Origin of the sequence: Meiothermus hypogaeus, assembly GCF_003574035.1 — a bacterium.
GTDB lineage: Bacteria > Deinococcota > Deinococci > Deinococcales > Thermaceae > Meiothermus > Meiothermus hypogaeus.
Window position 1 is genome coordinate 1 of record NZ_QWKY01000060.1, and the last position, 20428, is coordinate 20428.

The window sequence follows — 20428 nt, forward strand, 5'->3', positions numbered from 1 at the left end:
GGGTAGGGGTTGGGGTGGGCGGGATGGGAACCTGGGTCTCGAGGCCACTGCAAGCCGTCAAGAATGCAGCAAAGCCCAGGGCCAGGAAGAATCGGCTAAGGCTTTTGTTCATCGCACAAATCCCGTCCTGATAGTCTAAGAACAGGGCACCCCCTGGGTGCATGAGGAGACCTTAATCCGTCCTTGAGGATTACCGTCATGTTTTGCTCATTGAGGCAGGATCACAAGACAATACTCTGCGCACAGCGTGAGGAATCTGGTGACCCAGCGTCCCCATGTATTTACCGTCTCTCTGTACCAGATGCCTCGTCCAGCCTGTGCCCCGAAAAGACAGCGAGGGTTGAGGAGAGCAGCTAGCTTTCATTGAAGTCTGCCGATGGCTATCTGCGAGGGCGCACTGTACCCTGCATCAAATCTGCCGCAAATCCTCCAGTAGTTGCCAGCCCACCGTTTGAGGGGTGGCCTCGAGGTACGGGCTAAGCTCCCGGCTCACGGACTCGGCCAGGGGTTTCAGCGCAGCGGGCTCCTGCTCGGTTCGCACCAGCAGCGTCACCTGGTAGAACTGCTGGGTCTCGGTGGGGGTGCCATCCTCGAAAAAGGTCATGGGGGCTCGCACTTTGTCCACGAGCACGTGTACGTCTCCTAGTTGGCGGGGCAGGGCCTCGCGGGGGTCGAAGGCCAGGTCTTTGGGGTGCCACAGATACCCCTGAAAAAGTTTGACGGCTTTCATCGCAGCCACGTATCTGATTTTCGCCGCAGCATCAAAAAGCAAAAGTGGTTTCGCTCAGCCCTGCAAAAAACCTCTACTCTACCCGCGCGACCTCAACCCCATCGCGCAAATACACCCTGGGCAACCGGGGCGAGAGCCGCACCGCTGGCTCGTAGCTCACCGTGCCGGTGAGCTCGGCCCAGCCCCACAGGCTGCTGGTAGGGTTAAAGTCGGGGGTGACCACTTCGAACACCTGATCGAGCCCCACCGGTGCAGGGATGCGGACGGTGATCTGATCCATCGAGACCCGCCCCACCACCGGACAGATGCAGGGCTCCGGGGGCTGCGCTTCAGGCCCCGGGAAATAGCGAACGGTGGCCCGGTTGAAAACCAGGCGCGGCATGCCATCGGCATACCCCACCGGCAATGTGGCAATCCACTCGCGGCCCTGGGTGGTGTAAAGGCCGCCGTAGCCGATTCTGCGCCCAGGGGGAAGCTCTTTGACCTGGGTGGGTTTGGCCAGCAGGCGGGCTATGGGCCGCAGACCCAGGTTGGGCAGCAGGCCGTACAGGCCGATGCCAGGGCGCACCGCGCTCAGGCCATACTCGCCGTAGTTGATGGTACCGGCGGTGTTGCACAGATGATAGAAGTAGCCCGGTCCAAAGACCTGCTGCACCTGCTGAAACCGGGTAATCTGCTCCCTTGTCCAGGGTTCGTCCTCTTCGGCGTCGGCAAAATGGGAGTAGATGCCCTGGATGAGCAGGTTTTCGTAGCGAGCAAAGTGTTCCTTGACCAGGGGCGCTTCCTCGGGCTGGAAACCCACCCGACCCATGCCGGTATCGAACTCGAGGTGTACCGCCACTGCCTTACCCAGTGCGTTGAGGGCCTCGGCACTCTCGAGGGTAGAAATGGAGGGGATTAGATCCAGCTCGAGCACTTCTGAAGCCTGCTGAGGGTGCAGGCTCCCCATGAGCAGGATGCGGGACACAATACCGGCCTTGCGCAGTTCGCGGGCTTCCTGGGTGGTGGCTACAGCCAGCCCCCAGGCCCCCAGGCGCAACAATTCCTTACCCACCTCCACTGCTCCGTGACCATAGGCGTTGGCCTTGACGATTCCGACCACCTGCACATGGCCTGCGGTGGTGCGCAGAAGGTTGAAATTGTGGGCCAGGGCATCGAAATTGACTTCCAACCAGGCCGGGCGCATGAGAGATAGTCTAAGCTCAAAGGCCAAGACCCAAAAGCCATCGGTGCCTACAGAAGGATTTTGATGTCTGGTTTACCCTCGGCTGGTGCGGGGTTTGTGGTGTTAGAAAATTCGAATATCGAATCTCGATGGGCGCTGGAGCTGCGCGAACTGATCACCTGCATCAAGGCCCAGCATATACAGCAGGATGGGCGTTTGGTGGATTATGCGAATTTAAAAAACGGCCCCCTGTGGCGTGAGTTGCAAGACCGCATCCACCAACTGCGTGGCCTGAAGCCCACCGCCTGGCTGAAGCAAGTACAACGGGCTTTCTGGATTAACCTGTACAACGTTTTGGTGCTGCACGCTGTAGTTGTGCGAGGGCATCCTGGCCAAAATCCCTTACGCCAGCTGGTGTTTTTCTTGCGTAAAGACTGGGTTATCGGGGGGCATCGCTGGAGCCTTGATGACATTGAACACGGCATTCTGCGTGGTAACCGGCGCAATCCTTTCTTGCCTTTTGCACCGTTTGGCCCCGGCGACCCCCGGCAACAATACAGCCTTTCACTGGATGCTCGAGTCCATTTCGCCCTTAACTGCGGCGCTAAATCCTGCCCGCCCATTGGGGTGTACTCGGCGGAGAGCCTGGAGAAGCAGCTCGACCTGGCCACAGCCGCATATCTCCTTTCTGAGGTCGAATTTCAGGGTCAAACACTCAAACTACCCCGGCTGCTCTGGTGGTATCAGGTCGATTTCGGCGGGCGGCGTGGCATCGCAAATCTACTGGCTCAACACCTTGGGCGCGAAGTGAGCGAGATTACCCGGATGCGCTGGGTTTATCGGCCCTACGACTGGAGCGTCAATGCAATCTGAAAACCTCACCAGGCTTCTGGGGAGGTTGGCCAAAAATTAATCAAAGCAAAGGTGTCACGAAGGTCACGACCCCATCTCGCTAGTCGTTCCGATCTAAACTTTGCGAATCTTCATGCTCTGTACCTGCCCCGTTTCGGCGTTGATGCGAAAAATCTTGTACTCGCGGGTGCGGGCTGCATCGCCCAGGCTCAAGTAGGCGGTGGGTTCGCGCACCACAAAGGAAAGGGTCACCTCCCAGAACTGATTGTCGGGCGAGAGTTCGACCTCCTCGAGCCGCAGTTCGGGAATCTGGCGCTCACTAAATAGCGTCTGGATGTATTCGGTGGCAATCTTGACCGCTTCTTTGACCTCGAGCATAAGGCGATTGTACCGTACTGCACACCGCCCGGCATCTCTCGGACACCCGCTGCTCAGTTGGCAGGAAATTTGTTGCCCAGATAGTTGAGCGCATCCAGTAGGGCCTGGTTGCTCTGCTCGCCATCGCCATGACCAAAGTTGTCGTAGACCAGCAGATAGCGCTTCCCGCCCCAGTTGCCCCTGGGTATCTCACCCCCGGCCCAGGTCAGGCCTGCCGCCTCACAACCGGTCGGTGGGGTGGTGGAGGTGGTATTGTTGGCCTGAACGCGGAAGCTGGTAAACTGACCTACCGTCCTGGCCAGATTGCACGACTGATTCGGTAAAACCAGCCAGTCCAGGGCTCCGTGCACCACCAGCATTGAACCGGGCCAGTTGCTCAAATTGGCAGCATATTCTATGGGCGAGCGCATCTTGTAGTTTTGCAGGGTCTGGCCGGGGGTTCCACCCAGCGCCGAGTTCAGCAAGGCCAGCAGGGTTTGGCCCGCCTGTTTCCTGGTAGCCTCGCTGGAGGCTGCAAGCTGCTCAAGCTGTTGGTACTCCGCGACCCAATCGGTAGGGCCAAAAAGGTCAATCAAGACCTGGGCCGGTGCGCCTTTCTGCACCGCACGCAAGCTGATACATCCCCCGTGCGAACCCCCAGCCACCGCCACCCGGTTCGGGTTGGCGTAGGGCATGGTGCGCCCAATGGCCAGCATCTCTAGCGCATCGTCCACCTCCCCCTGGCAGACCTCAATGCCACCCTCGGAACCATCCTCGCCACGATAGGAGGACATCAAAACCACATACCCCAAGAAAGCCAGGTTCTGACAAAGATTCTCATCGCCTACCTGAAGGCCCGCAAAGCCGCCGTGGTTCCAGAGCACAATGGGAAACCGTCCCTGGCGGATGGGACGACAAATCTGACCAAAAATTCTGAGGTCACCGCTGCGGTAGGAAACTTTCTCCCGCAGCAAAAATAGATCTTGATAGAGGGTTTGCACCGATTCCCAGTGATTGGGGCTCACCGGGGAGGGTGGGGCACAACCGGCCAGGCCCCAAACCAGCACCATCGGGCCAATCCATTTGTGCATGGAGTGATTGTACGCTTTTTGCTATCAGAAAGCCCTCTATTTCTGCACAGCGGATTTTTTGCGATAAGCTGTGATTCGTGCCACGCAAAATCATCCTCGACTGCGACCCCGGACACGACGACGCCATCGCCATCATGCTGGCCCTGGCCAGCGAGGAACTGGAAGTACTGGGCATCACCACCGTCTATGGCAATGTGAGCCTCGAGCGCACCACCCGCAACGCCCTGGTGGTGCGGGAGGTGTTGGGCAGCAGTGTGCCCATCTATGCCGGCACCGACCGCCCCCTGGTGCGGGGCCGCATCAGCGCCGAGGCCGTCCACGGGGTCTCGGGGCTGGAAGGCCCCCACCTGCCCATCCCCACCGGCCAGGCCGAGCCCCAGCATGCCGTCCATTTCATCATCGAGCAGGTGCTCAAATACCCCGGTCAGGTCACCCTAGTCCCGGTAGGGGCCCTGACCAACATTGCCCTGGCCATGCGCCTGGAGCCTCGAATAATTCCACAGATTCAAGAAATTGTGCTGATGGGTGGCTCCATTGACATCGGCAACTGGTCACCGAGTGCCGAGTTCAACATTCTGTGTGACCCCCACGCGGCCAAGATTGTGTTTGAGGCGGGGGTTCCCCTGGTGATGATGGGCCTCAACCTGACCCACCAGACTGTGGCCCACCCGGACCGGGTGGAGCGTTTCCGCGCCCTGGGGACTCGAGTAGGGGCTTTTACGGCGGAGTTGCTCGAGTTCTTTCGCGAGCACCACATCCAGCGCTACAAGTGGGACGGGGCCCCCATCCACGACGCCTGCGCGGTGGCATTCCTGCTGCGGCCCGACCTGTTCAAAACTGCCCTGTTCAACGTGGAAATCGAGGCCAACGAGGGGCTGGCCTACGGCCGCACGGTCTGCGACTACTGGCGCGTAACCGGCAAGCAGCCCAACTGCGAGGTGGGCCTCGAGATCGACGTCGAGGGTTTCTACGATCTGCTGGTAGAGCGCATTGGGCGCTACAAAAGCTGATGGCCAAAAACCCCTTCGAGCAATCGGGCACTCAACCCCGAACCCTCCGCATTGATTAGCCTATAACCGGCATTTAGTGGGCCTTGGGCTTTGGGCCCTTGTAAGCTATGAGCCATGAGCATCGTAGTGGTGGGGAGCATCAACATGGACCTGGTGGTAAGGGTCAAGCGGCATCCGTTACCGGGCGAGACCTTGCTGGGCTCGGACTACGAAACCCACCACGGGGGCAAAGGCGCCAACCAGGCGGTAGCGGCGGCCCGTATGCTGGGTCGCGCCGCGCCAACCACTAAAGGAGCCAGCGCAGTCGCCCAGGGCACAGGGGTGCGGATGATTGGGCGGGTGGGGCAGGATGAGTTTGGTAACCAGCTCCGCAATGCGCTCAAGCGTGAGGGCATCAACGTAAACGCCACCATTCCCATCGCGGCCCCCACCGGTGTGGCTTTTATTGCGGTGAACGAAGAAGGGCAAAACACCATCATCGTCTCGCCAGGGGCCAACCACCGCCTGAGGCCCGAAAACCTCTCGTCTGCCGAGTTCGAGGGCGCGCGGGTGGTGGTGCTACAGCTCGAGATTCCCCTGGATACGGTGCGCCGCGCGGCCGAGCTGGGCCGCCAGGCTGGGGCCAGGGTCGTTCTGAACGCTGCACCGGCACAGAAATTACCCGATAAGCTGATCGAGTATGTAGATATCCTGGTGGTCAACGAAAGCGAAGCCCTGGGCCTGACCGGGGTCTTGCCCGATTCGCCCGAAATGGCCCTCGAGGTAGCAAAGGTGCTATCCGAGAAAACCCCTACTGTGGTGATTACCCTCGGCGAGCAAGGGGCCGTATGGGTTGGGCCCGAGGGTTGGGGCCATCAGCCGGTTTTCAAGGTTGAGGCGGTAGACAGCACGGGCGCGGGGGATGCTTTTATCGGTGCGCTGGCTACAGCGATCTGTGAAGGGAAGACCCTGCCACAGGCAGTCCGGCTGGGTTGCGTGGCCGGAGCACTGGCAGCCACCAGGGTTGGTGCACAGGCCTCGCTGCCCTGGCGTGACGATGTAAACGCGAGGCTCGAGTCCTAAGTAAAGCCTATAGTCTGACCCTACCCCTTCAGCATTTTTTGATAGGCTATTAGCCGTGTTGTTATCGGTATACCATCTGACGGAGTATTTCTACCCCGATGAAGCGCGGGACTCTTTCAATGAGCTGTGGCTCTACCCGGTAGACGACCACCGCCAGGGGCTCCTGGAGTTCCGTCTGAGCATTACACCCGAATCGATGCCCCGCAGCCGACAGGACTATTTCCACAACCGGGTCTACGATTTTCACGTTACCAGACCCCACAAGCAACTGCGGATAGAAATGCAGGCCAAAGTGGTCACATTTGCGGTTCCAAAACCAAGTTCGGTGCCGGTACAGGTATTGAGCAGCCTGGAATCGCGTTTTTTTGAATTTCTAGCGCCCACCCCCCGCATACCGCTGCACCACAACTGGCTCGAGCTTCTGGAGGTGCGCCGCCCCAAACCCAGCGAAGACCTGCACGGTTACCTGCTGGAAGTCACCGAACACCTCAACCGCATCCTCAGCTACAACACCCAAGCCACCCAGGTAGACACCCCCCTGATCCAGTTTGTAGAGGGTCGGGCGGGGGTTTGTCAGGATTATGCCCAGGCCATGCTGGCCGTCCTGCGCAGTGTGGGCATCCCAGCCCGTTACGTTTCGGGGTATCTGGCCACGGGGGTAGGTTCGGAGGGTAGCCACGCCTGGGTTGAAGCCTTTGTTCCCGGCTCGGGCTGGTGTGGCTACGATCCTACCAACAACTCCACCATCACCGAACAGTACGTCAAAAAAGCCCACGGGCGCGACTACGACGATTGCCCACCGCTCAAGGGGCTGCGGCGAGGTGGGGGCAAGGAAAGCCTCAATGTGCTGGTCAAAGTGGAGTCTTTGCAAACACCACTCACCAGGAGCTAAAGGAATGGTAAGTTGGTTTTTGTCGCTGTTGTTTCGAATGGAGCGAAGCGAAGTAAGGAATCTGATGCGCTAGCGTCCGCTTGCATTAGTAGCCAAAATACACCCGGCTCAGTTCAGCATGAATATCGGCCAGTTCTTCTAGCAACTCCTCCAGATCGGGGTCGCGCTTTTTGAAGACCTGGTTGGCGTTTTCTAGATATTCCAGCGTGGCGGAGAGCTTACCTACCTTGCGGACGGCCTCCTTACCCACCCCATCGCTGTGGCGACGCACCGCCTCAGCGGCCCGCTTAAGGCCATCCACACTGAAACGCACACTGCGGGGAAAGCCGCTGTTCAAAAGCAGAAACTCGCCGATGCGGGGCAGCTCGAGGGTATTGTGATGAACCTTGCGGTAGGCTTCCAGTGCGCCTACACTGCGCAAGAGTGAGCGGTTGAAGTGGTTTTGAATCTCGGCCTCCCTGGACATCTCGCCCCCGCCAATATAGGCCTGCAACACCCGCAGCATGTTATCCGAACGCTCGAGGTAGCGCCCCAAGCGCATAAAGTAAAAGCCCAGATCACGCGGCAGGGTCACTTCGGCAATGCCCATGATCTGGTGGCTGGCTTCTCGTACCGTCACACAATATTCGTGCAAACTCTCCTGGGCCATGACTTGCTCGGTGTTGTGATAGCACTGATTGTGAAGCCGGTTGACCTGTTCCCAGATCTCCAGGTTCAGATAAAAACGGGTGGTACGGGCGTTCTCCCGCACCCGCCAGACACAACTGCGAATACTGCTGGGATTTTGTAAGTCGAAGGCCAGCCACTGCACCACGGTTTCTTCGGTGGGTTCAAGGTTTTCCACCTCCAATGCCCGCAGAATGCGTCCCCACCAGCCGGGCGCGATCCCCTCCACTGGAGCTTCGGCCACCGCATAGTAATTCACGTCCAGCAAACGCGCTGTGTTCTCGGCTCGCTCAATGTAACGGCCCAGCCAGTAGAGGTTTTCAGCTATTCGACTCAGCATAACAACTCCGTTTGATGCAGAGAAAAAGTAGGGGCGAGAGCAAAGCCAAAACAGCAATGAAATACGCCTGCAAAGAACGCTCTCCCCCTCTCCCCTACCCCCCGTCCCCTCTGACTACCCTTCACGACAGCACCCATGTATCCTTCGACCCCCCACCTTGCGACGAGTTCACCACCAGCGAACCCCGCCTGAGCGCCACCCGGGTCAACCCACCGGGCAACACCTTGATGCTCTCCCCAACCAATACGAAGGGGCGCAGGTCAATGTGGCGTGGCTCGAAGGTTTGGGTATCCTCGGCAAAGGTGGGACTGGTCGAAAGCCCCACCACCGGCTGGGCTACAAAATTATGCGGCTCAGCCCGCACTTTCTCGATATACTCAGCCACTTGCGCTTTACTGGCGTGTGGCCCAATGAGCATTCCATATCCCCCCGACTGATCCACTTTCTTGATCACCAGCTCGGCGGCGTGCGAGAGGATGTAGTCGGCCCCATCGGGCTCAGCCCCGATATAGGTCTCGACATTCGGCAGAATAGGCTCCTGGTTCAGGTAATACTTGATGATGCGGGGCACATAGGCGTACAACGCCTTGTCGTCGGCCACTCCATTGCCGATGGCGTTGGCCAGCGCCACCCGACCTTCGCGGTAGACCTTGACCAGCCCCGGTACCCCCAGCACCGAGTCGGGCCGGAAGACCGTGGGATCCAAAAAGTCATCGTCTATGCGGCGGTAGATCACGTCTACCTGTTGCCGACCTGCAGTTGTACGCATCCAGACCCGACCCTCATCCACAAACAGATCGGAGCCTTCCACCAGTTCCACCCCCATCTGCTGCGCCAGGAACATGTGCTCAAAGTAGGCGCTGTTGTAAGGGCCAGGGGTCAGCACCACCACGCAAGGCTCGGCCACATCACGGGGCGACAAGCTCTTGAGCGTGCTGAGCAGCATATCGGGGTAGTCTTCGACCAGGCGAACTCTGGCTTTGGACAGCAGTTGGGGAAACGCCCGGCTCATCACCCGGCGGTTGGAGAGTACATACGAAACCCCCGAGGGGGTACGCAGGTTGTCTTCTAAGACCCGGTACTGCCCCTTCTCGTCGCGCACAAGGTCAATCCCGGCCACGTGGGTAAAGGCTGCGTGTGGCAGCTTGACCCCATGTACTTGCCGGTAGTATTGCGGATGGTTGAGGACCAGCCCCGGTGGCAGCACGTTATCTGAAAGAATATGCTGGCCATTGTATATGTCGTTCAGAAACAAGTTGAGTGCTTTGACCCGCTGAATGAGCCCTTGTTCCACCACCCGCCACTCCGAAGCCGGAATAACCCTTGGAAGAATATCCAGCGGGAAAGGCCGCTCGGCAGCCGAAGGGTCGCCGTAAACCTGGAAGGTAATACCCTGGTTGCGAAAAGCTAGCTCGGTCAGGGCCCGGCGGCGCTGGAAGTCCTCGAGCCTCAGTTCGTTGAAGCGGTTCACCACTTCCACGTAGTGCTTACGGGGTTTGCCTTCGGCATCGAATACCTCATCGAATACCGGGCTTTTGTAGCCCGTAAACCAGCCCGCTGCCTGCTTCATGCAGGGATTATATCGTTTGGCGAATATTTATCCAGAAGGGAGATCCAAAAGAAGCCCCGCAGGCGGGGCTTCTTCAAAAGCCTGCTTAGCTATGGGGTTAGTTGAGGCTTTCGCCCACGGTCTCTTCAAACAGCTTGCGGGCTTCGTCCAGGCTCATCTCCAAGACCTGGGAAATTTCCTCGGCCAGGAGATGCATGGCCCGGCGCAGGGCCTGGCGGTCAAGATCAGGCAGGCCCTTCTCGAGTTCCCAGGCCCTGAGCTGACCCGCCAGGGTAGCGATACGGAAAGGGTCGCCATCGGCCAGGATTTCGGTGGTTTTGCGGTGACGGGCTGCCCATTGACGGGGCAGGGGCAGGCGGCCCTCGCGCAGCAAGGCCAGGATTTCATTCACCTGATCCGGTGACAAGGCCCGGCGCAGACGGGTGGTTTGCGGGGCTTCTACGGGTACATAGGCTTTGGAACGTGTTCCGGGAAAGTCCACTTGATAATAGCTTTTGTCTGAACCAGCAACCGAACGCTGGGCGATCCCCGCCACCACACCTACGCCATACGGCGGCAACACAACCTTATCTCCTGGACGGTATTCGCTCACAACGCCACTCCTTTCAACAACACCCCAAGCAGATGCTCGAGGTAGGCTTCCCGTGGAAACTCGAGCTGCGGGTTGCAGGCCAGGGCTGCGATACTGGCAGCAGTCAGACTGGTGTCCAGTTCAGCGCGAACCTCTCCTCTGATCTTGCCGTCCTGCACAAGCTTTTCCAGCAGATGCTGGTAGTGCTCGTGCATGCCCCTGAGCCAACCGGTGGTATCCATCGGATGGGCTTCACGTGCTACCGCTGCCCACAAACCACGCCACTCCTCCACCCAGGCGATGCGAAGCCGCAACACTTCGGCCAGTCGGTCGCGAAAGGAGCCATTCTGGTTCACCACTTCTTCTACTTTTTGGTAGTAGGAGAAGGTATGGTGCTCAACCAGCGCCTTCAGCAGGTCTTGTTTATCCTGGAAATAAAGATAAACCGTGCCTTTGCCGACTTCGGCTTCCCTGGCTACTTCCTCGACTTTTAGACCCGACAACCCCCGGTCTCTTAGGACTCGGATGGTTGCCTCGAGGATTGCTTCGCGTTTGGGGGCAGTCCGAGCCTCCACGGTCACGGCTACAAAGTGTACCAGAACCCCAAGGGGTATAGATGAGACCGATCCAGTATAGAAACTTGGTCATATCTAGTATTACCGTCCCAATAAGGGTTTCTCGAAATTGGTCAGATATCTAGCGATTCATTTGAGGAGATTTTTTATTTACTTTACTACCCAGCAAATTAACATACATTCCGATAAAAACAAAATTATCGGGAACGCCTCGCATAAGTATACAAAAGCTCCGGATCGTAAACCATCCTCCCAAAGGCCCCCCGGTGGACCAGTCATTTTCCCGCAATTGTTCGCTTGAAGCCATACTCCCCCATCCAGACGCGTAAACTACACTGGTGCCATCGGGTCGTGTTCACGAAGCCATCAATATAGGCGTGTTGGGTTTGGCCTCCGCTGCCTATTGGGTCTATCAGAAGGAAGTTGCTGTTTCCCAACCCATTGCAGTCGCCTTTGTTAGCAGTTTCTTGATCGGCACCTTTCTGATTACTCCTGACCTGGACCTGGCTGAACAACAGGTGCGGGCTAAGGGGCGCTGGGGTTGGCTGGGCTGGTTTTGGGTTCCCTACGGCTGGATGTTTGCCCACCGGGGGCTTTCGCACACCTGGATTGTGGGTCCCCTAACGCGCCTGCTGTACCTAGGTGCGATGGGGGTGGTGCTGTACTGGATCATCACCGCAATTACGGGCTATGTGGGCCTCAATTTCAACCTGCAAGCCCAGCTAAAAGCACCACCCCAGGAAGTCTTGTGGGCACTGGTGTTGGGGTATTATGCCTCGCAGTGGCTGCACCTGATCGCCGATGGCATCTGGCCCGATTCAGGCTTACTACGTTCGGGCAAGCGCCGTCGCTAGAGATCACCCATTGGGACATGTCCGTAGCCCTGACCCTCGATGAATACCGACCTGTTGACCTGTGACCAATCTGGCCGCAAGGCAGGAGATTCTTCATGAATGGTGCGAAATTTTGGGTGGATCATCTGGGGTTAGAACCGCACCCAGAGGGTGGCTTTTATCGCCAAACTTACATTGCCGGCGAGTCCATCGCCAAACCACACCTGCCCCACCGCTATACGGGCCAGCGGCCCTTTTCCACTGCCATCTACTTCCTGCTGGAATACCCGGATTTTTCGGCCTTACATCGGCTTAAAAGCGACGAAGTCTGGCATTTCTACATCGGCAGTTCACTGACCCTATGGCTGATTTCGCCTGAAGGGGAGCTTTCCAGCCTGCATCTAGGCCCTGACCCCGGCCAGGGGCAAAGTTTCCAGGGGGTCGTTCCCGCCGGTTACTGGTTTGCAGCCAGCCTGGATGCACCCGAGACCTTCGCCCTGGTAGGCTGCACCATGGCCCCTGGTTTCGACTTTGCCGACTTTGAGTTGGCCCAACGTGAACAACTGGCTCAACAATTCCCCCAGCACCGCAACCTGATCCAGAGGCTGACCCGATGAGCCCTGCGCTCCGTAGTGAGCGTGGGTCATCGCTGGAGTAGGGCTCTACTAATGGATGTCTTGCCAATAGAGCTGTCCATGAAAGGACTTTTGCGGTGAATGCGATGCCTCCCAGACCAGACCACCTGCCCTTAGCCAGAATCGCCATCTACCTGACCTTTTTTGTTTGCGGCTTCATTCTGGCGGCCTGGGTTTCGCGCATCCCGGCTATCAAGCAAAGCCTGGGCCTCAATACCGGTGAGCTGGGCTTGGTGCTGTTGGGCGCACCGGTGGGGTTGGTGCTGGCCATGCCCCTCACTGGCTGGCTGATTGCCCACTGGGGCAGCCGCCCGGTACTGACGTTCGCTTCTCTTAGCAACTGCTTTTCGCTGCCGCTACTGGCCCTGGCTCCCAGTGGCTGGACACTGGCCCTTGCACTGTTCGTGTTTGGCTTCACCAACGCCGCCATGGACATCTCGATGAACGCCCAGGCCGTGGAGACCGAGAAACGCTACGCAAGGCCCATCATGTCCAGCTTCCACGCGCTCTTTAGCCTGGGGGGCCTGGTGGGGGCTGCGCTGGGCGGTGCAGCCGCAGCCGCCGGGATGGAACCACTCCCTTTTTTCACCTGGATGACAGCCGTCTCGGTACTGCTGATGCTGTGGGCTATTCGGTATCTGATACAGGTTCGGCCCGCCCCCAGTGGGCCGCGCTTTGTATGGCCTCGAGGCGTGCTCCTGGGTTTGGGATTGATCGTGTTCTGCACCGGCCTGGGCGAGGGTGCGGTGGCCGACTGGAGCGCGGTCTTCATGAAGCAAGTGGTCGGCAGCAGCGAAGCCGTGGCGGCACTGGCTTTCTCGGCGTTCTCGGTGGCGATGGTGTTGGGGCGCCTGACCGGCGATGCCCTCACCCACCGCTTCGGCCCGGTGGCCCTGGCCAGAGGAGGCGGTCTGTTCGCTGCGGCTGGCTTTGTTACCACATTGCTGGCTACCCGCCCGGAGGTGGCCATGCTGGGTTTTGTGATGATCGGGCTGGGCTACTGCACCCTGTTTCCCCTGGCTTTTAGCGCGGCGGGGCGTGTGCCAGGGGTTGAGCCCGGGGTTGCACTGGCCTCGGTAGCGACCCTGGGCTACCTGGGCTTTCTGGTGGGGCCGCCGGTGATTGGGTTGATTGCCCACGCCACCTCGCTGCGGGTGTCGTTTGCGCTGGTAGCGGGGCTGGCGGTGGTAATTGCCTTGCTGGCAGAACTGCTGCGGCCCAGAACAGGTTAGAGCGCTCTTCACATAGAATGAGCCTCCCGAGAATCAAGAATCCTCCATCCGAGACAGAACCGTTGCCGCCCGGAAGGCCGGGCCCGGTCCACGCTTGGGTGCGTAACGTGCATCTGAGCGCAGGCGCATTCTCGTTTTCGCGGGTGGCAACGTCTGTGAAGGGCGCGACAAGTCATCAATTCTGTGATGTGAACAAGCAGGTATTGCAGCATCATTGCGTTATGCCGAGCCGAGCAGCGATCGTGCGCATTTTGGCTTTCGGCCTTTCTCTACGGGTTACTGGAATTTTCCTCGAGAGCCTCCAGGGTCTGCCAGTTACGGTTGACCAATAAGGGTAGGGGATTAACTACCCGCTCGTCCGAACGCCACCAACTCCCATACACCCCAAAGTGCAGATGCGGAGGTGTGGTGCGGGCATTGCCGGTGTTGCCCACGTAACCCAGCAAGGTCTGGGGTGTGACTCGATCACCTACTTGCAGGCCATCGGCATGTTGGTCGAGGTGGGCGTAGTAGTAGCGCCGCCCGCCTGGCCCCAAGACCATCACGTAGAGCCCACCCAACTGCCCATAACCCATCCGGATAATCAGGCCTTCGGTGGCCGAGTAGATGGGCGTTCCCCTGGGGGCAAAGATGTCCTGGCCTTCGTGCAAGCGCCCACCCGGGCGGGGCGCCATAAAGGTGTCGGTTACCTGACGCACCCGCACACCCCGCACCGGCATCAGGAGTTCACTATCGGGGGGCTGCACCAGCAGGCGGGTGTAGTCGTCAAAGTGCGTCCAGCCGGTTCCGGGGCTTTCGTCAGGTGCTTCGCTCCCAGGGTCTTGCTGGCTCGAGCGCGGCCATACGCAAGCACACAGGGCGAATAAAAGCAGCAACAAGAGGACATTCTTCACGAAGAGTGGACTCCTTATCGCCCTGACAGGGTTTGCCAGTTGCGGTCACGCAGCAGGGGGAGGGGGTCGAGGGCCCGGTAGTCGCAGGTTTCGCGCCCCCCCTCGTAGATGCCAAAGTGCAGGTGGGGCGGCGTACCTCGAGCGATGCCGGTATTGCCCACGTAGCCCAGCAGGGTTTGGGGCGTTACCCAGTCTCCCTCCCGCAGGTCTGGGGCAAAGCGGTCAAAGTGAGCGTAGTAGTAGCGCTTCTCACCTGCCCCCAGAACGAAAATTTGCAATCCCCCCACCGGGCCATAGGCCATCCGCAGTACAAAGCCTTCCGTGGCCGAATAGACCGGGGTACCCCGCCGGGCGAAAATGTCCTGCCCCTCGTGGCGGCGACCTCCAGGGCGAATGGCCCCAAAGCTATCCCAGACCTGCCGCACCCGAACCCCCTGCACGGGCATCAGTAAAGCTGGGTCGGGTTCGCCCAACAGATGCGGGGCCAGCCTTGCAATGCGCTCCCGATAGCCCGGCCATTCTTCCCACCTGGACTGCTCACTGGGGTTTCGTGGAGGCGGGGCCGGATTGCACTCGCCCACCTCGCGAACATAAGGCTGGGTGGGGATATAACGCAATTTCTGCGCCAAAACTAGCGAACACAACAGGCTAAAAATAGCCATCCAGATAATCCAGCGCACCCTTGTAGCTTGACGGAAAGCCTTGAAAGTTGGGTTAGAAGCGCAAAAAAGACCCCCGACCGAAGCCGGGAGTCAAATCTAGATCGGTTTTATTGTGCTATGGCCTCTTTGGCCTTCTGTTTCTTGGCCACTTGCTCGGCCACCCAGGCATAGGTGCGCTCCATTCCCTCGCGCAGCGGGCGGTGAGGGGCCCAGCCCAGCTTCTCACGAATGCGGGTGTTGTCGGAGTTGCGACCCTGTACGCCGGTAGGGCCAGGAACGTTGCGGATGCTGAGGTTTTTACCGGAAATTTCGATGGTCATGCGGGCCAGATCGTTAATGCTGATCATCTCTTCCGAGCCAATGTTAAGGGGGCCAATGTAGTCGCTGCGCATGAAGCGCTCGATGGCTTCCAAACACTCGTCGACATACAAGAAAGAACGGGTCTGGGTACCGGGGCCCCATACCTCTATCACCCCACCCTCGGGGGCCTCGGCTACTTTACGGCACATGGCCGCAGGCGCTTTCTCGCGCCCCCCTTCCCAGGTGCCCTCGATTCCGAAGATGTTGTGAAAGCGAGCAACACGCACATCCATCCCATAGTTGCGATGATAGGCAAAGTAAAGCCGCTCACTAAAGAGTTTCTCCCAGCCATACTCGCTATCCGGCATAGCAGGGTAGGCCGAGTCCTCTGCGGTGACGGGCTTGGAGGGGTCGAGCTGGTTGTACTCGGGGTAAATGCAGGCTGAAGAAGAGTAAAAGACCTTCCCCACCCCCTTGTGGCGTAGCTCCTCCAGTACATTCAGGTTGATCAGGGCCGAGTTGTGCATGATGGCGGCATCGTTCTCGCCGGTGAAAACAAAACCGGCACCCCCCATATCGGCAGCCAGCTGGTAGACCTCGTCAAACTTGCGGTCAATCACCTGGGCTACCAGGCGGGGGTCGCGCAGATCGCCGACCACAAACTCGTCGGCGGGGCTTTCCGCAAACTCGTGGCGTTTGAGGTCTACACCACGCACCCAGTATCCCTGAGCTTTGAGCTTCTTGACCAAATGCCCACCAATAAATCCACCTGCACCGCAAACGAGAGCTGTTTTCATGCCTTTCCTCCTCAGATATCTAGCTTGTAGCGACGCAGGCCTAGCAACTGCATCAGCACTGCCATCACAAACCTGGGGTTGTTTTGCAAATAGCGCCGGGCCAGCCGCTTGGGTTCAGAAACCATGCGATAGAACCACTCCAGCCCGCTCCGCTGCATCCAGCGTGGGGCCTGCGGCTTGAGGCCGGCGTGAAAGTCGAAGGCAGCCCCAACGCCGATCATGACCGGGGCCTGCACCTTGCCCAGGTGGGCAGCCATCCAGCGTTCCTGCTTGGGGGTGCTGAGGCCCACCCAAACGATGTCGGGCCGGGCCGCGTTGATCCGGGCCACGATGGCCGCATCCTCCTCGGGGGTCAGGGGACGAAAGGGAGGGGAATAGGTACCCACTACCTGCAAGCCCGGAAACCTCTCCTGAAGCTTATCGCGCAACTGTTCTGGCACCCCTTCGTTGCCGCCATAGAAGAAGTGGCGGTATCCCTTCTGCAAAGAAGCCTCGCAAACAGCCAGCATCAGATCGGGGCCGTACACCCGGTCGACATGCTTGTGTCCGGCCAGGCGACTCATCCAGACCATCGGCATACCATCGGGCGTAACCAGCCCGGCCTGGTTATGAATACGCCGCAACTCTGGGTCGGCCTGGCTTTCCATAACCCCATGCACCCCGGTGACGCAAACATAGGTATGGTGTTGTTGCCGAATCCAGGTATCCAGAACCTCGAGCGCCATCGGAATGTTAATGGCACTGATGCCCACCCCCAGCACATTGGTTCGCTCAATCATTTAATATGCCCCCTTAGAACCCAGCACCGCCATCACGGTACGGAACAGTAGATACACATCCAGCCACGGCGACCAGTTGCGGATGTAGTAGGTATCGAGTTCTTCTTGTAGTTTGAGATCGCTATCGGAGCGGGCCAGCACCTGCCAGAAGCCGGTAATGCCCGGCAACACACTATGACGCAATTCGCGGAACTCGGGCGAGAAGTGCTCGAGGTGATACGCCGGAAAGGGGCGCGGCCCCACCAGGCTCATCTCTCCGCGCACCACGTTGTAAAGCTGGGGGAGTTCGTCCAGGCTGGTCTTGCGCAGAAAGAACCCCACGCCGGGCAGGATGCGCGGGTCTCGTTTGAGCTTGAAGGAGCGCTCCCACTCGGCTTTGGCCTCAGGATTCTCGGACAGGTGGCGCTCGAGGCGCTGGCCTGCATCGGGATACATGGTACGCAGCTTGAGGATATTAATGGGTCTACCCGCAAGGCCTTCTCGGGTCTGTGTGAAGTAGGGCGAACCCGGGCTAACCAGGCGGATCCACAAAGCCAGCAGCCATATCAGTGGCAGACTGAACACGAACAACGGCCAGCCCAGCAAGCGATCCATCCACCATTTCATGGCTCGATTTCGCGGCAGCAGGAGGTTTTTGCGCACAGCAAGACCGTGAATACGCCCCAGGCTGCGCACTGCAAACCAATCGATGGTGGGCTCGCCCAAATCCGGCACCACGGTAACGTGCAAAAAGGGAAGGCGATGAACCAGCTTTTTGAGCTCGGCCCGCCCGATGCTCGAGATAGCTACAATGGCTTCCTTGACCCCCAGCTCGCTAACCTGCTCGGCCCGATCAAGGCCCCCTATCACCGGAACCCCCTCAATTAAACGATGCTGCTTATTGGGATCGTCGTCCAGAAAGGCTACCGGAACCATACCCAGATAGCGCTCCTGCTGGAGGGCTCGAGCCACCATTGACCCAATCAGACCGGCTCCTAAAATCACCACTGGATAACCCCACCAGCTCGCTCGAATCAGGAGCTCTCGAGCCAACGCATTCAAAAGAGGCACCAGCAGCACGGCAAACATGCCCGCAATAAGCACCAGGCCCACCAGGGCTCGCGTAGCCGGCAAAATGGCAAAAACCACCGCCATAAGAGCAAACAGCAAAACGGTAATCAGAAAGGTGCGGCGCATTCGTTCGACTGGATGAATGCCGTAGCCAGGATACAGTGCCCAAAACAGATAACCCAACGGGAAGGCGGCGAGTATCAGGCCCAGAAGGGCATAATCGTTCCAGGTCAGGGAGTGGGGCCAAAGCCCTGAGAGAACCTCACGCACGAGTACAGCCAGGCCCAGCGAAAGCTCGAGTGCCAATACATCTGTCAGCCACAGAATAGCTGGTACCCATGTAGAGCTCGGCTTGCTCAACAAAGCCTCAATACGACGGCTATCTTCTTTTGTAACTGTCCAAGACCCACCGTATTGCGCCATAACCTCCTCTCGTCCAAATGGGTAGCTGTATGCGAACGCTTTCACACAGCACCGGCGAAAATATGAAAAAATGGTAGAGCATTGCTGTCAAAATGCTATGGAAAATCCAGCATTTTTAACGCAGTAACGACCGCATAACGCCGATTGGATATAAATGCGAAGAAGAGCTTGTTGCAAAAACTCGTTCCAGAGCATACATAAATCGTTTAGAAGGGGATTACAACCAGTAACGCATTTGCCATTACCCAAGTCCACAAAAGTTTACCACTATTAATTTATCATTATGCAATAGTGCTGTATTTGTATTTATCAGTATCGCAACGTATTTTAGGTAATACCGGATTCAAAAATACAGTTTACAAAACCAAAAACACCAGAGGCTGTCTTTTTGAATCCTAGAGCACACCCCTCCCTGACGGTCGGCGAAAAAAGCCTTACCCTTCCAAGGGGCGGTATCGCCCTCCGCTACGCGGATAACTTCGGTCGGGCTAGTTCGTCACCAAAGGGTGACGAACTAGCCGAATCTGGTATAACATAGCACTTTATCGGCACAAAAGTCATATCGGTAAAGTAGCTAAAACATAGCATGGGGACGCAAAAATACCCAATCTATCTTTCCCTAAACTATGCGCAAATAGACTGTCAACCCATAAGCCAACCATAAACATTACTTGCGCAACAAGCTAAAAGTAGCATCCTGATACCAGCCCACGACATCCATACCGCCGAAAACAATCGTTCTCAAGTCTTGTAGATTCTCGTCGGTAACTACGAAGCGTGGAATTTGACTGGGGTTGTCCAGAGGCCTGACTGCGCGCAAATGCACGGTGGCTGCTAGCCGATAACCTGTTTCCAGACTTGCCCGTGATACCCTGGAATCCACCGCATAACCAGGAAGGCCATAGGGGTAGGACATGGTCAACACTGCCTTACCCAGCGCATCTTCCAGAATAGCTCGACTTTTGTGCAGTTCTTCATGCTGCTCTTTGGGTGAAACCTGGCGCAAGTTGCGGTGGGTATGGGTATGGGCGCCAATCGTCATACCGGCAGCATCCAATATTTGCAAGCCCGAAAAGTCCAGTGGCCCCATGGCCTTAATGGAATTTCCAAAATAAGTAGCCAGATGATTCAAAGTGGAAGAATCTTTTTGCAGCAATCCTGTGGTGACAAAAAATGTAGCAGGCAATCGGTACTTTTGCAACAAGGGCAGCGCTATTTCCACGTTGTCTCGGTAGCCGTCATCAAAGGTGATGGCCACCCTCGGCTTGCCCAGGGGTTGTTTTGCTGACAACAACACTTCATCGAACCCCACTACCGCACAATGGGCAGCCAGCCACTCCAGATGGGCTTCAAACAGCGCCGCTGAGGTTGAGTATTGGTAGAGTCCTGGGGGGCGAATAGAGTGATAGGCCAGCACCACCGTGCGATTGGAAGATATCCATCCGGTCCGATCTAAAACCTTGAAACAGGCATTCAACAAGGAGCGCACTTTGTGAATGCGTCTAGATGAGGTGGTTTTCAAGAGATTGACCCGCCCCTGAAAAGGTCGTCATAAAGAAGAACCGTGCCGAGAGTCCTTGCAAAGGATCCGGTCAGCACGGTACTTCTGTACGATGTTTGAAGACGTACAGTGTAGTTTATCGCGTTTGCAACAATGGGAACAAGGCTATGTGTTGGGCTTGCTGCAATCAGCCCATAAAACCCCCAGCGCGATAGCAGCCAGTGGAACGATAGGGTATAGCCCCAGCTATAGCTGTCGCCTGCTACGACAGGAAGCCAAACCCCACCAGTCCAGTCGAGGGCGACGGTTGGAAGCAGCCCCCAAGGGGATGTACCTGGGGGTGGACTTGGTTCCCGTAGCCCATCAAGGATGTTGGATCGAGGGAGTGGATCGGGTGTACTCCAACAGTGATAAAGCTGCGGTGTGGGGACATAACCTGCTG

The 20428-nt window shown here is 58.0% G+C and carries 22 protein-coding genes; 8 read left to right on the forward strand and 14 right to left on the reverse strand.

The window, feature by feature from the left end; all coding sequences use genetic code 11:
- Nucleotides 1-409: 409 nt before the first annotated feature.
- On the reverse strand, nt 410-730 hold the full coding sequence (locus Mhypo_RS13265; RefSeq protein ID WP_119341770.1) for a DUF3208 domain-containing protein: 321 nt from the start codon (nt 728-730) through the stop codon (nt 410-412).
- A gap of 73 nt (nt 731-803) precedes the next feature.
- A complete protein-coding gene (alr, locus tag Mhypo_RS13270) occupies nt 804-1916 on the reverse strand; it encodes an alanine racemase (RefSeq protein ID WP_119341771.1) in 1113 nt (370 codons plus the stop codon).
- Nucleotides 1917-1979: 63 nt separating this feature from the next.
- Here alr and Mhypo_RS13275 point away from each other — a divergent pair, with 63 nt between their 5' ends.
- Nucleotides 1980-2768 carry a DUF547 domain-containing protein gene (locus Mhypo_RS13275; RefSeq protein ID WP_119341772.1) on the forward strand — a complete coding sequence of 263 codons (789 nt, stop codon included), beginning with the start codon at nt 1980-1982 and terminating at the stop codon, nt 2766-2768.
- Between the two features lie 93 nt (nt 2769-2861).
- Here Mhypo_RS13275 and Mhypo_RS13280 read toward each other — a convergent pair whose 3' ends face one another.
- Nucleotides 2862-3125, reverse strand: coding sequence for a hypothetical protein (locus Mhypo_RS13280; RefSeq protein ID WP_119341773.1), 264 nt, complete (start codon nt 3123-3125; stop codon nt 2862-2864).
- A gap of 53 nt (nt 3126-3178) precedes the next feature.
- Nucleotides 3179-4195, reverse strand: coding sequence for an alpha/beta hydrolase family protein (locus tag Mhypo_RS13285; RefSeq protein WP_119341774.1), 1017 nt, complete (start codon nt 4193-4195; stop codon nt 3179-3181).
- A gap of 77 nt (nt 4196-4272) precedes the next feature.
- On the opposite strand from Mhypo_RS13285, the gene Mhypo_RS13290 reads away from it, so the two are divergent.
- From Mhypo_RS13290 to Mhypo_RS13300, 3 genes are all read left to right on the forward strand, one after another.
- Nucleotides 4273-5205 (forward strand): nucleoside hydrolase, encoded by a 933-nt coding sequence (locus Mhypo_RS13290; RefSeq protein WP_119341775.1) that lies wholly within the window; start codon nt 4273-4275, stop codon nt 5203-5205.
- Between the two features lie 114 nt (nt 5206-5319).
- Nucleotides 5320-6267, forward strand: a complete 948-nt coding sequence (rbsK, locus tag Mhypo_RS13295) for a ribokinase (protein ID WP_119341776.1) — start codon at nt 5320-5322, stop codon at nt 6265-6267.
- A gap of 55 nt (nt 6268-6322) precedes the next feature.
- Nucleotides 6323-7159: a transglutaminase family protein gene (locus tag Mhypo_RS13300; RefSeq protein ID WP_119341777.1), complete on the forward strand. Its 837-nt coding sequence runs from the start codon at nt 6323-6325 to the stop codon at nt 7157-7159.
- Between the two features lie 85 nt (nt 7160-7244).
- Here the strand turns inward: Mhypo_RS13300 and Mhypo_RS13305 are convergent, their stop codons facing one another.
- The 4 genes from Mhypo_RS13305 to Mhypo_RS13320 form a co-directional block, all read right to left on the reverse strand.
- The gene (locus tag Mhypo_RS13305) at nt 7245-8165 is read right to left on the reverse strand and encodes an alpha-E domain-containing protein (RefSeq protein WP_119341778.1); all 921 of its coding nucleotides are present in this window, start codon (nt 8163-8165) and stop codon (nt 7245-7247) included.
- Nucleotides 8166-8286: 121 nt separating this feature from the next.
- The gene (locus Mhypo_RS13310; protein WP_119341779.1) at nt 8287-9735 is read right to left on the reverse strand and encodes a circularly permuted type 2 ATP-grasp protein; all 1449 of its coding nucleotides are present in this window, start codon (nt 9733-9735) and stop codon (nt 8287-8289) included.
- A 97-nt stretch (nt 9736-9832) separates the two neighbouring features.
- Entirely contained in the window at nt 9833-10327 is a 495-nt protein-coding gene (locus Mhypo_RS13315; protein ID WP_119341780.1) for a CarD family transcriptional regulator, read from the reverse strand.
- A complete protein-coding gene (locus tag Mhypo_RS13320) occupies nt 10324-10887 on the reverse strand; it encodes a TetR/AcrR family transcriptional regulator (RefSeq protein ID WP_170148300.1) in 564 nt (187 codons plus the stop codon). Before Mhypo_RS13320 ends, Mhypo_RS13315 begins: the two co-directional genes overlap by 4 nt.
- Nucleotides 10888-11219: 332 nt before the next feature.
- On the opposite strand from Mhypo_RS13320, the gene Mhypo_RS13325 reads away from it, so the two are divergent.
- From Mhypo_RS13325 to Mhypo_RS13335, 3 genes are all read left to right on the forward strand, one after another.
- Entirely contained in the window at nt 11220-11735 is a 516-nt protein-coding gene (locus Mhypo_RS13325; RefSeq protein ID WP_119341782.1) for a metal-binding protein, read from the forward strand.
- A 95-nt stretch (nt 11736-11830) separates the two neighbouring features.
- Nucleotides 11831-12331 (forward strand): cupin domain-containing protein, encoded by a 501-nt coding sequence (locus Mhypo_RS13330; RefSeq protein WP_119341783.1) that lies wholly within the window; start codon nt 11831-11833, stop codon nt 12329-12331.
- Nucleotides 12332-12435: 104 nt separating this feature from the next.
- A complete protein-coding gene (locus tag Mhypo_RS13335; protein WP_119341784.1) occupies nt 12436-13581 on the forward strand; it encodes an MFS transporter in 1146 nt (381 codons plus the stop codon).
- Between the two features lie 269 nt (nt 13582-13850).
- Here the strand turns inward: Mhypo_RS13335 and Mhypo_RS13340 are convergent, their stop codons facing one another.
- The 6 genes from Mhypo_RS13340 to Mhypo_RS13365 form a co-directional block, all read right to left on the reverse strand.
- Entirely contained in the window at nt 13851-14474 is a 624-nt protein-coding gene (locus tag Mhypo_RS13340; RefSeq protein ID WP_240637253.1) for a M23 family metallopeptidase, read from the reverse strand.
- A 14-nt stretch (nt 14475-14488) separates the two neighbouring features.
- Nucleotides 14489-15154: a M23 family metallopeptidase gene (locus tag Mhypo_RS13345; protein ID WP_240637254.1), complete on the reverse strand. Its 666-nt coding sequence runs from the start codon at nt 15152-15154 to the stop codon at nt 14489-14491.
- Between the two features lie 89 nt (nt 15155-15243).
- The gene (locus Mhypo_RS13350) at nt 15244-16233 is read right to left on the reverse strand and encodes an NAD-dependent epimerase/dehydratase family protein (protein ID WP_119341786.1); all 990 of its coding nucleotides are present in this window, start codon (nt 16231-16233) and stop codon (nt 15244-15246) included.
- 11 nt (nt 16234-16244) lie between these two features.
- On the reverse strand, nt 16245-17012 hold the full coding sequence (locus Mhypo_RS13355) for a WecB/TagA/CpsF family glycosyltransferase (protein WP_119341787.1): 768 nt from the start codon (nt 17010-17012) through the stop codon (nt 16245-16247).
- Nucleotides 17013-18422, reverse strand: a complete 1410-nt coding sequence (locus Mhypo_RS13360) for an exopolysaccharide biosynthesis polyprenyl glycosylphosphotransferase (protein WP_170148301.1) — start codon at nt 18420-18422, stop codon at nt 17013-17015.
- Nucleotides 18423-19152: 730 nt separating this feature from the next.
- On the reverse strand, nt 19153-19962 hold the full coding sequence (locus Mhypo_RS13365) for a polysaccharide deacetylase family protein (protein WP_170148302.1): 810 nt from the start codon (nt 19960-19962) through the stop codon (nt 19153-19155).
- Nucleotides 19963-20098: 136 nt separating this feature from the next.
- Here Mhypo_RS13365 and Mhypo_RS18370 point away from each other — a divergent pair.
- The coding region (locus Mhypo_RS18370) for a hypothetical protein (RefSeq protein ID WP_206074921.1) at nt 20099-20428 on the forward strand (330 nt) is incomplete at its 3' end.

Bases quoted from the DNA above. Each gene is read 5' to 3' on its own strand.
- Mhypo_RS13355 (WP_119341787.1), bottom strand. From the start codon at position 17,012: ATGATTGAGCGAACCAATGTGCTGGGGGTGGGCATCAGTGCCATTAAC.
- Mhypo_RS13330 (WP_119341783.1), top strand. From the start codon at position 11,831: ATGAATGGTGCGAAATTTTGGGTGGATCATCTGGGGTTAGAACCGCAC.
- Mhypo_RS13275 (WP_119341772.1), top strand. From the start codon at position 1,980: ATGTCTGGTTTACCCTCGGCTGGTGCGGGGTTTGTGGTGTTAGAAAAT.
- Mhypo_RS13285 (WP_119341774.1), bottom strand. From the start codon at position 4,195: ATGCACAAATGGATTGGCCCGATGGTGCTGGTTTGGGGCCTGGCCGGT.
- Mhypo_RS13350 (WP_119341786.1), bottom strand. From the start codon at position 16,233: ATGAAAACAGCTCTCGTTTGCGGTGCAGGTGGATTTATTGGTGGGCAT.
- Mhypo_RS13265 (WP_119341770.1), bottom strand. From the start codon at position 730: ATGAAAGCCGTCAAACTTTTTCAGGGGTATCTGTGGCACCCCAAAGAC.
- Mhypo_RS13335 (WP_119341784.1), top strand. From the start codon at position 12,436: ATGCCTCCCAGACCAGACCACCTGCCCTTAGCCAGAATCGCCATCTAC.
- alr (WP_119341771.1), bottom strand. From the start codon at position 1,916: ATGCGCCCGGCCTGGTTGGAAGTCAATTTCGATGCCCTGGCCCACAAT.
- Mhypo_RS13280 (WP_119341773.1), bottom strand. From the start codon at position 3,125: ATGCTCGAGGTCAAAGAAGCGGTCAAGATTGCCACCGAATACATCCAG.
- Mhypo_RS13305 (WP_119341778.1), bottom strand. From the start codon at position 8,165: ATGCTGAGTCGAATAGCTGAAAACCTCTACTGGCTGGGCCGTTACATT.
- Mhypo_RS13310 (WP_119341779.1), bottom strand. From the start codon at position 9,735: ATGAAGCAGGCAGCGGGCTGGTTTACGGGCTACAAAAGCCCGGTATTC.
- rbsK (WP_119341776.1), top strand. From the start codon at position 5,320: ATGAGCATCGTAGTGGTGGGGAGCATCAACATGGACCTGGTGGTAAGG.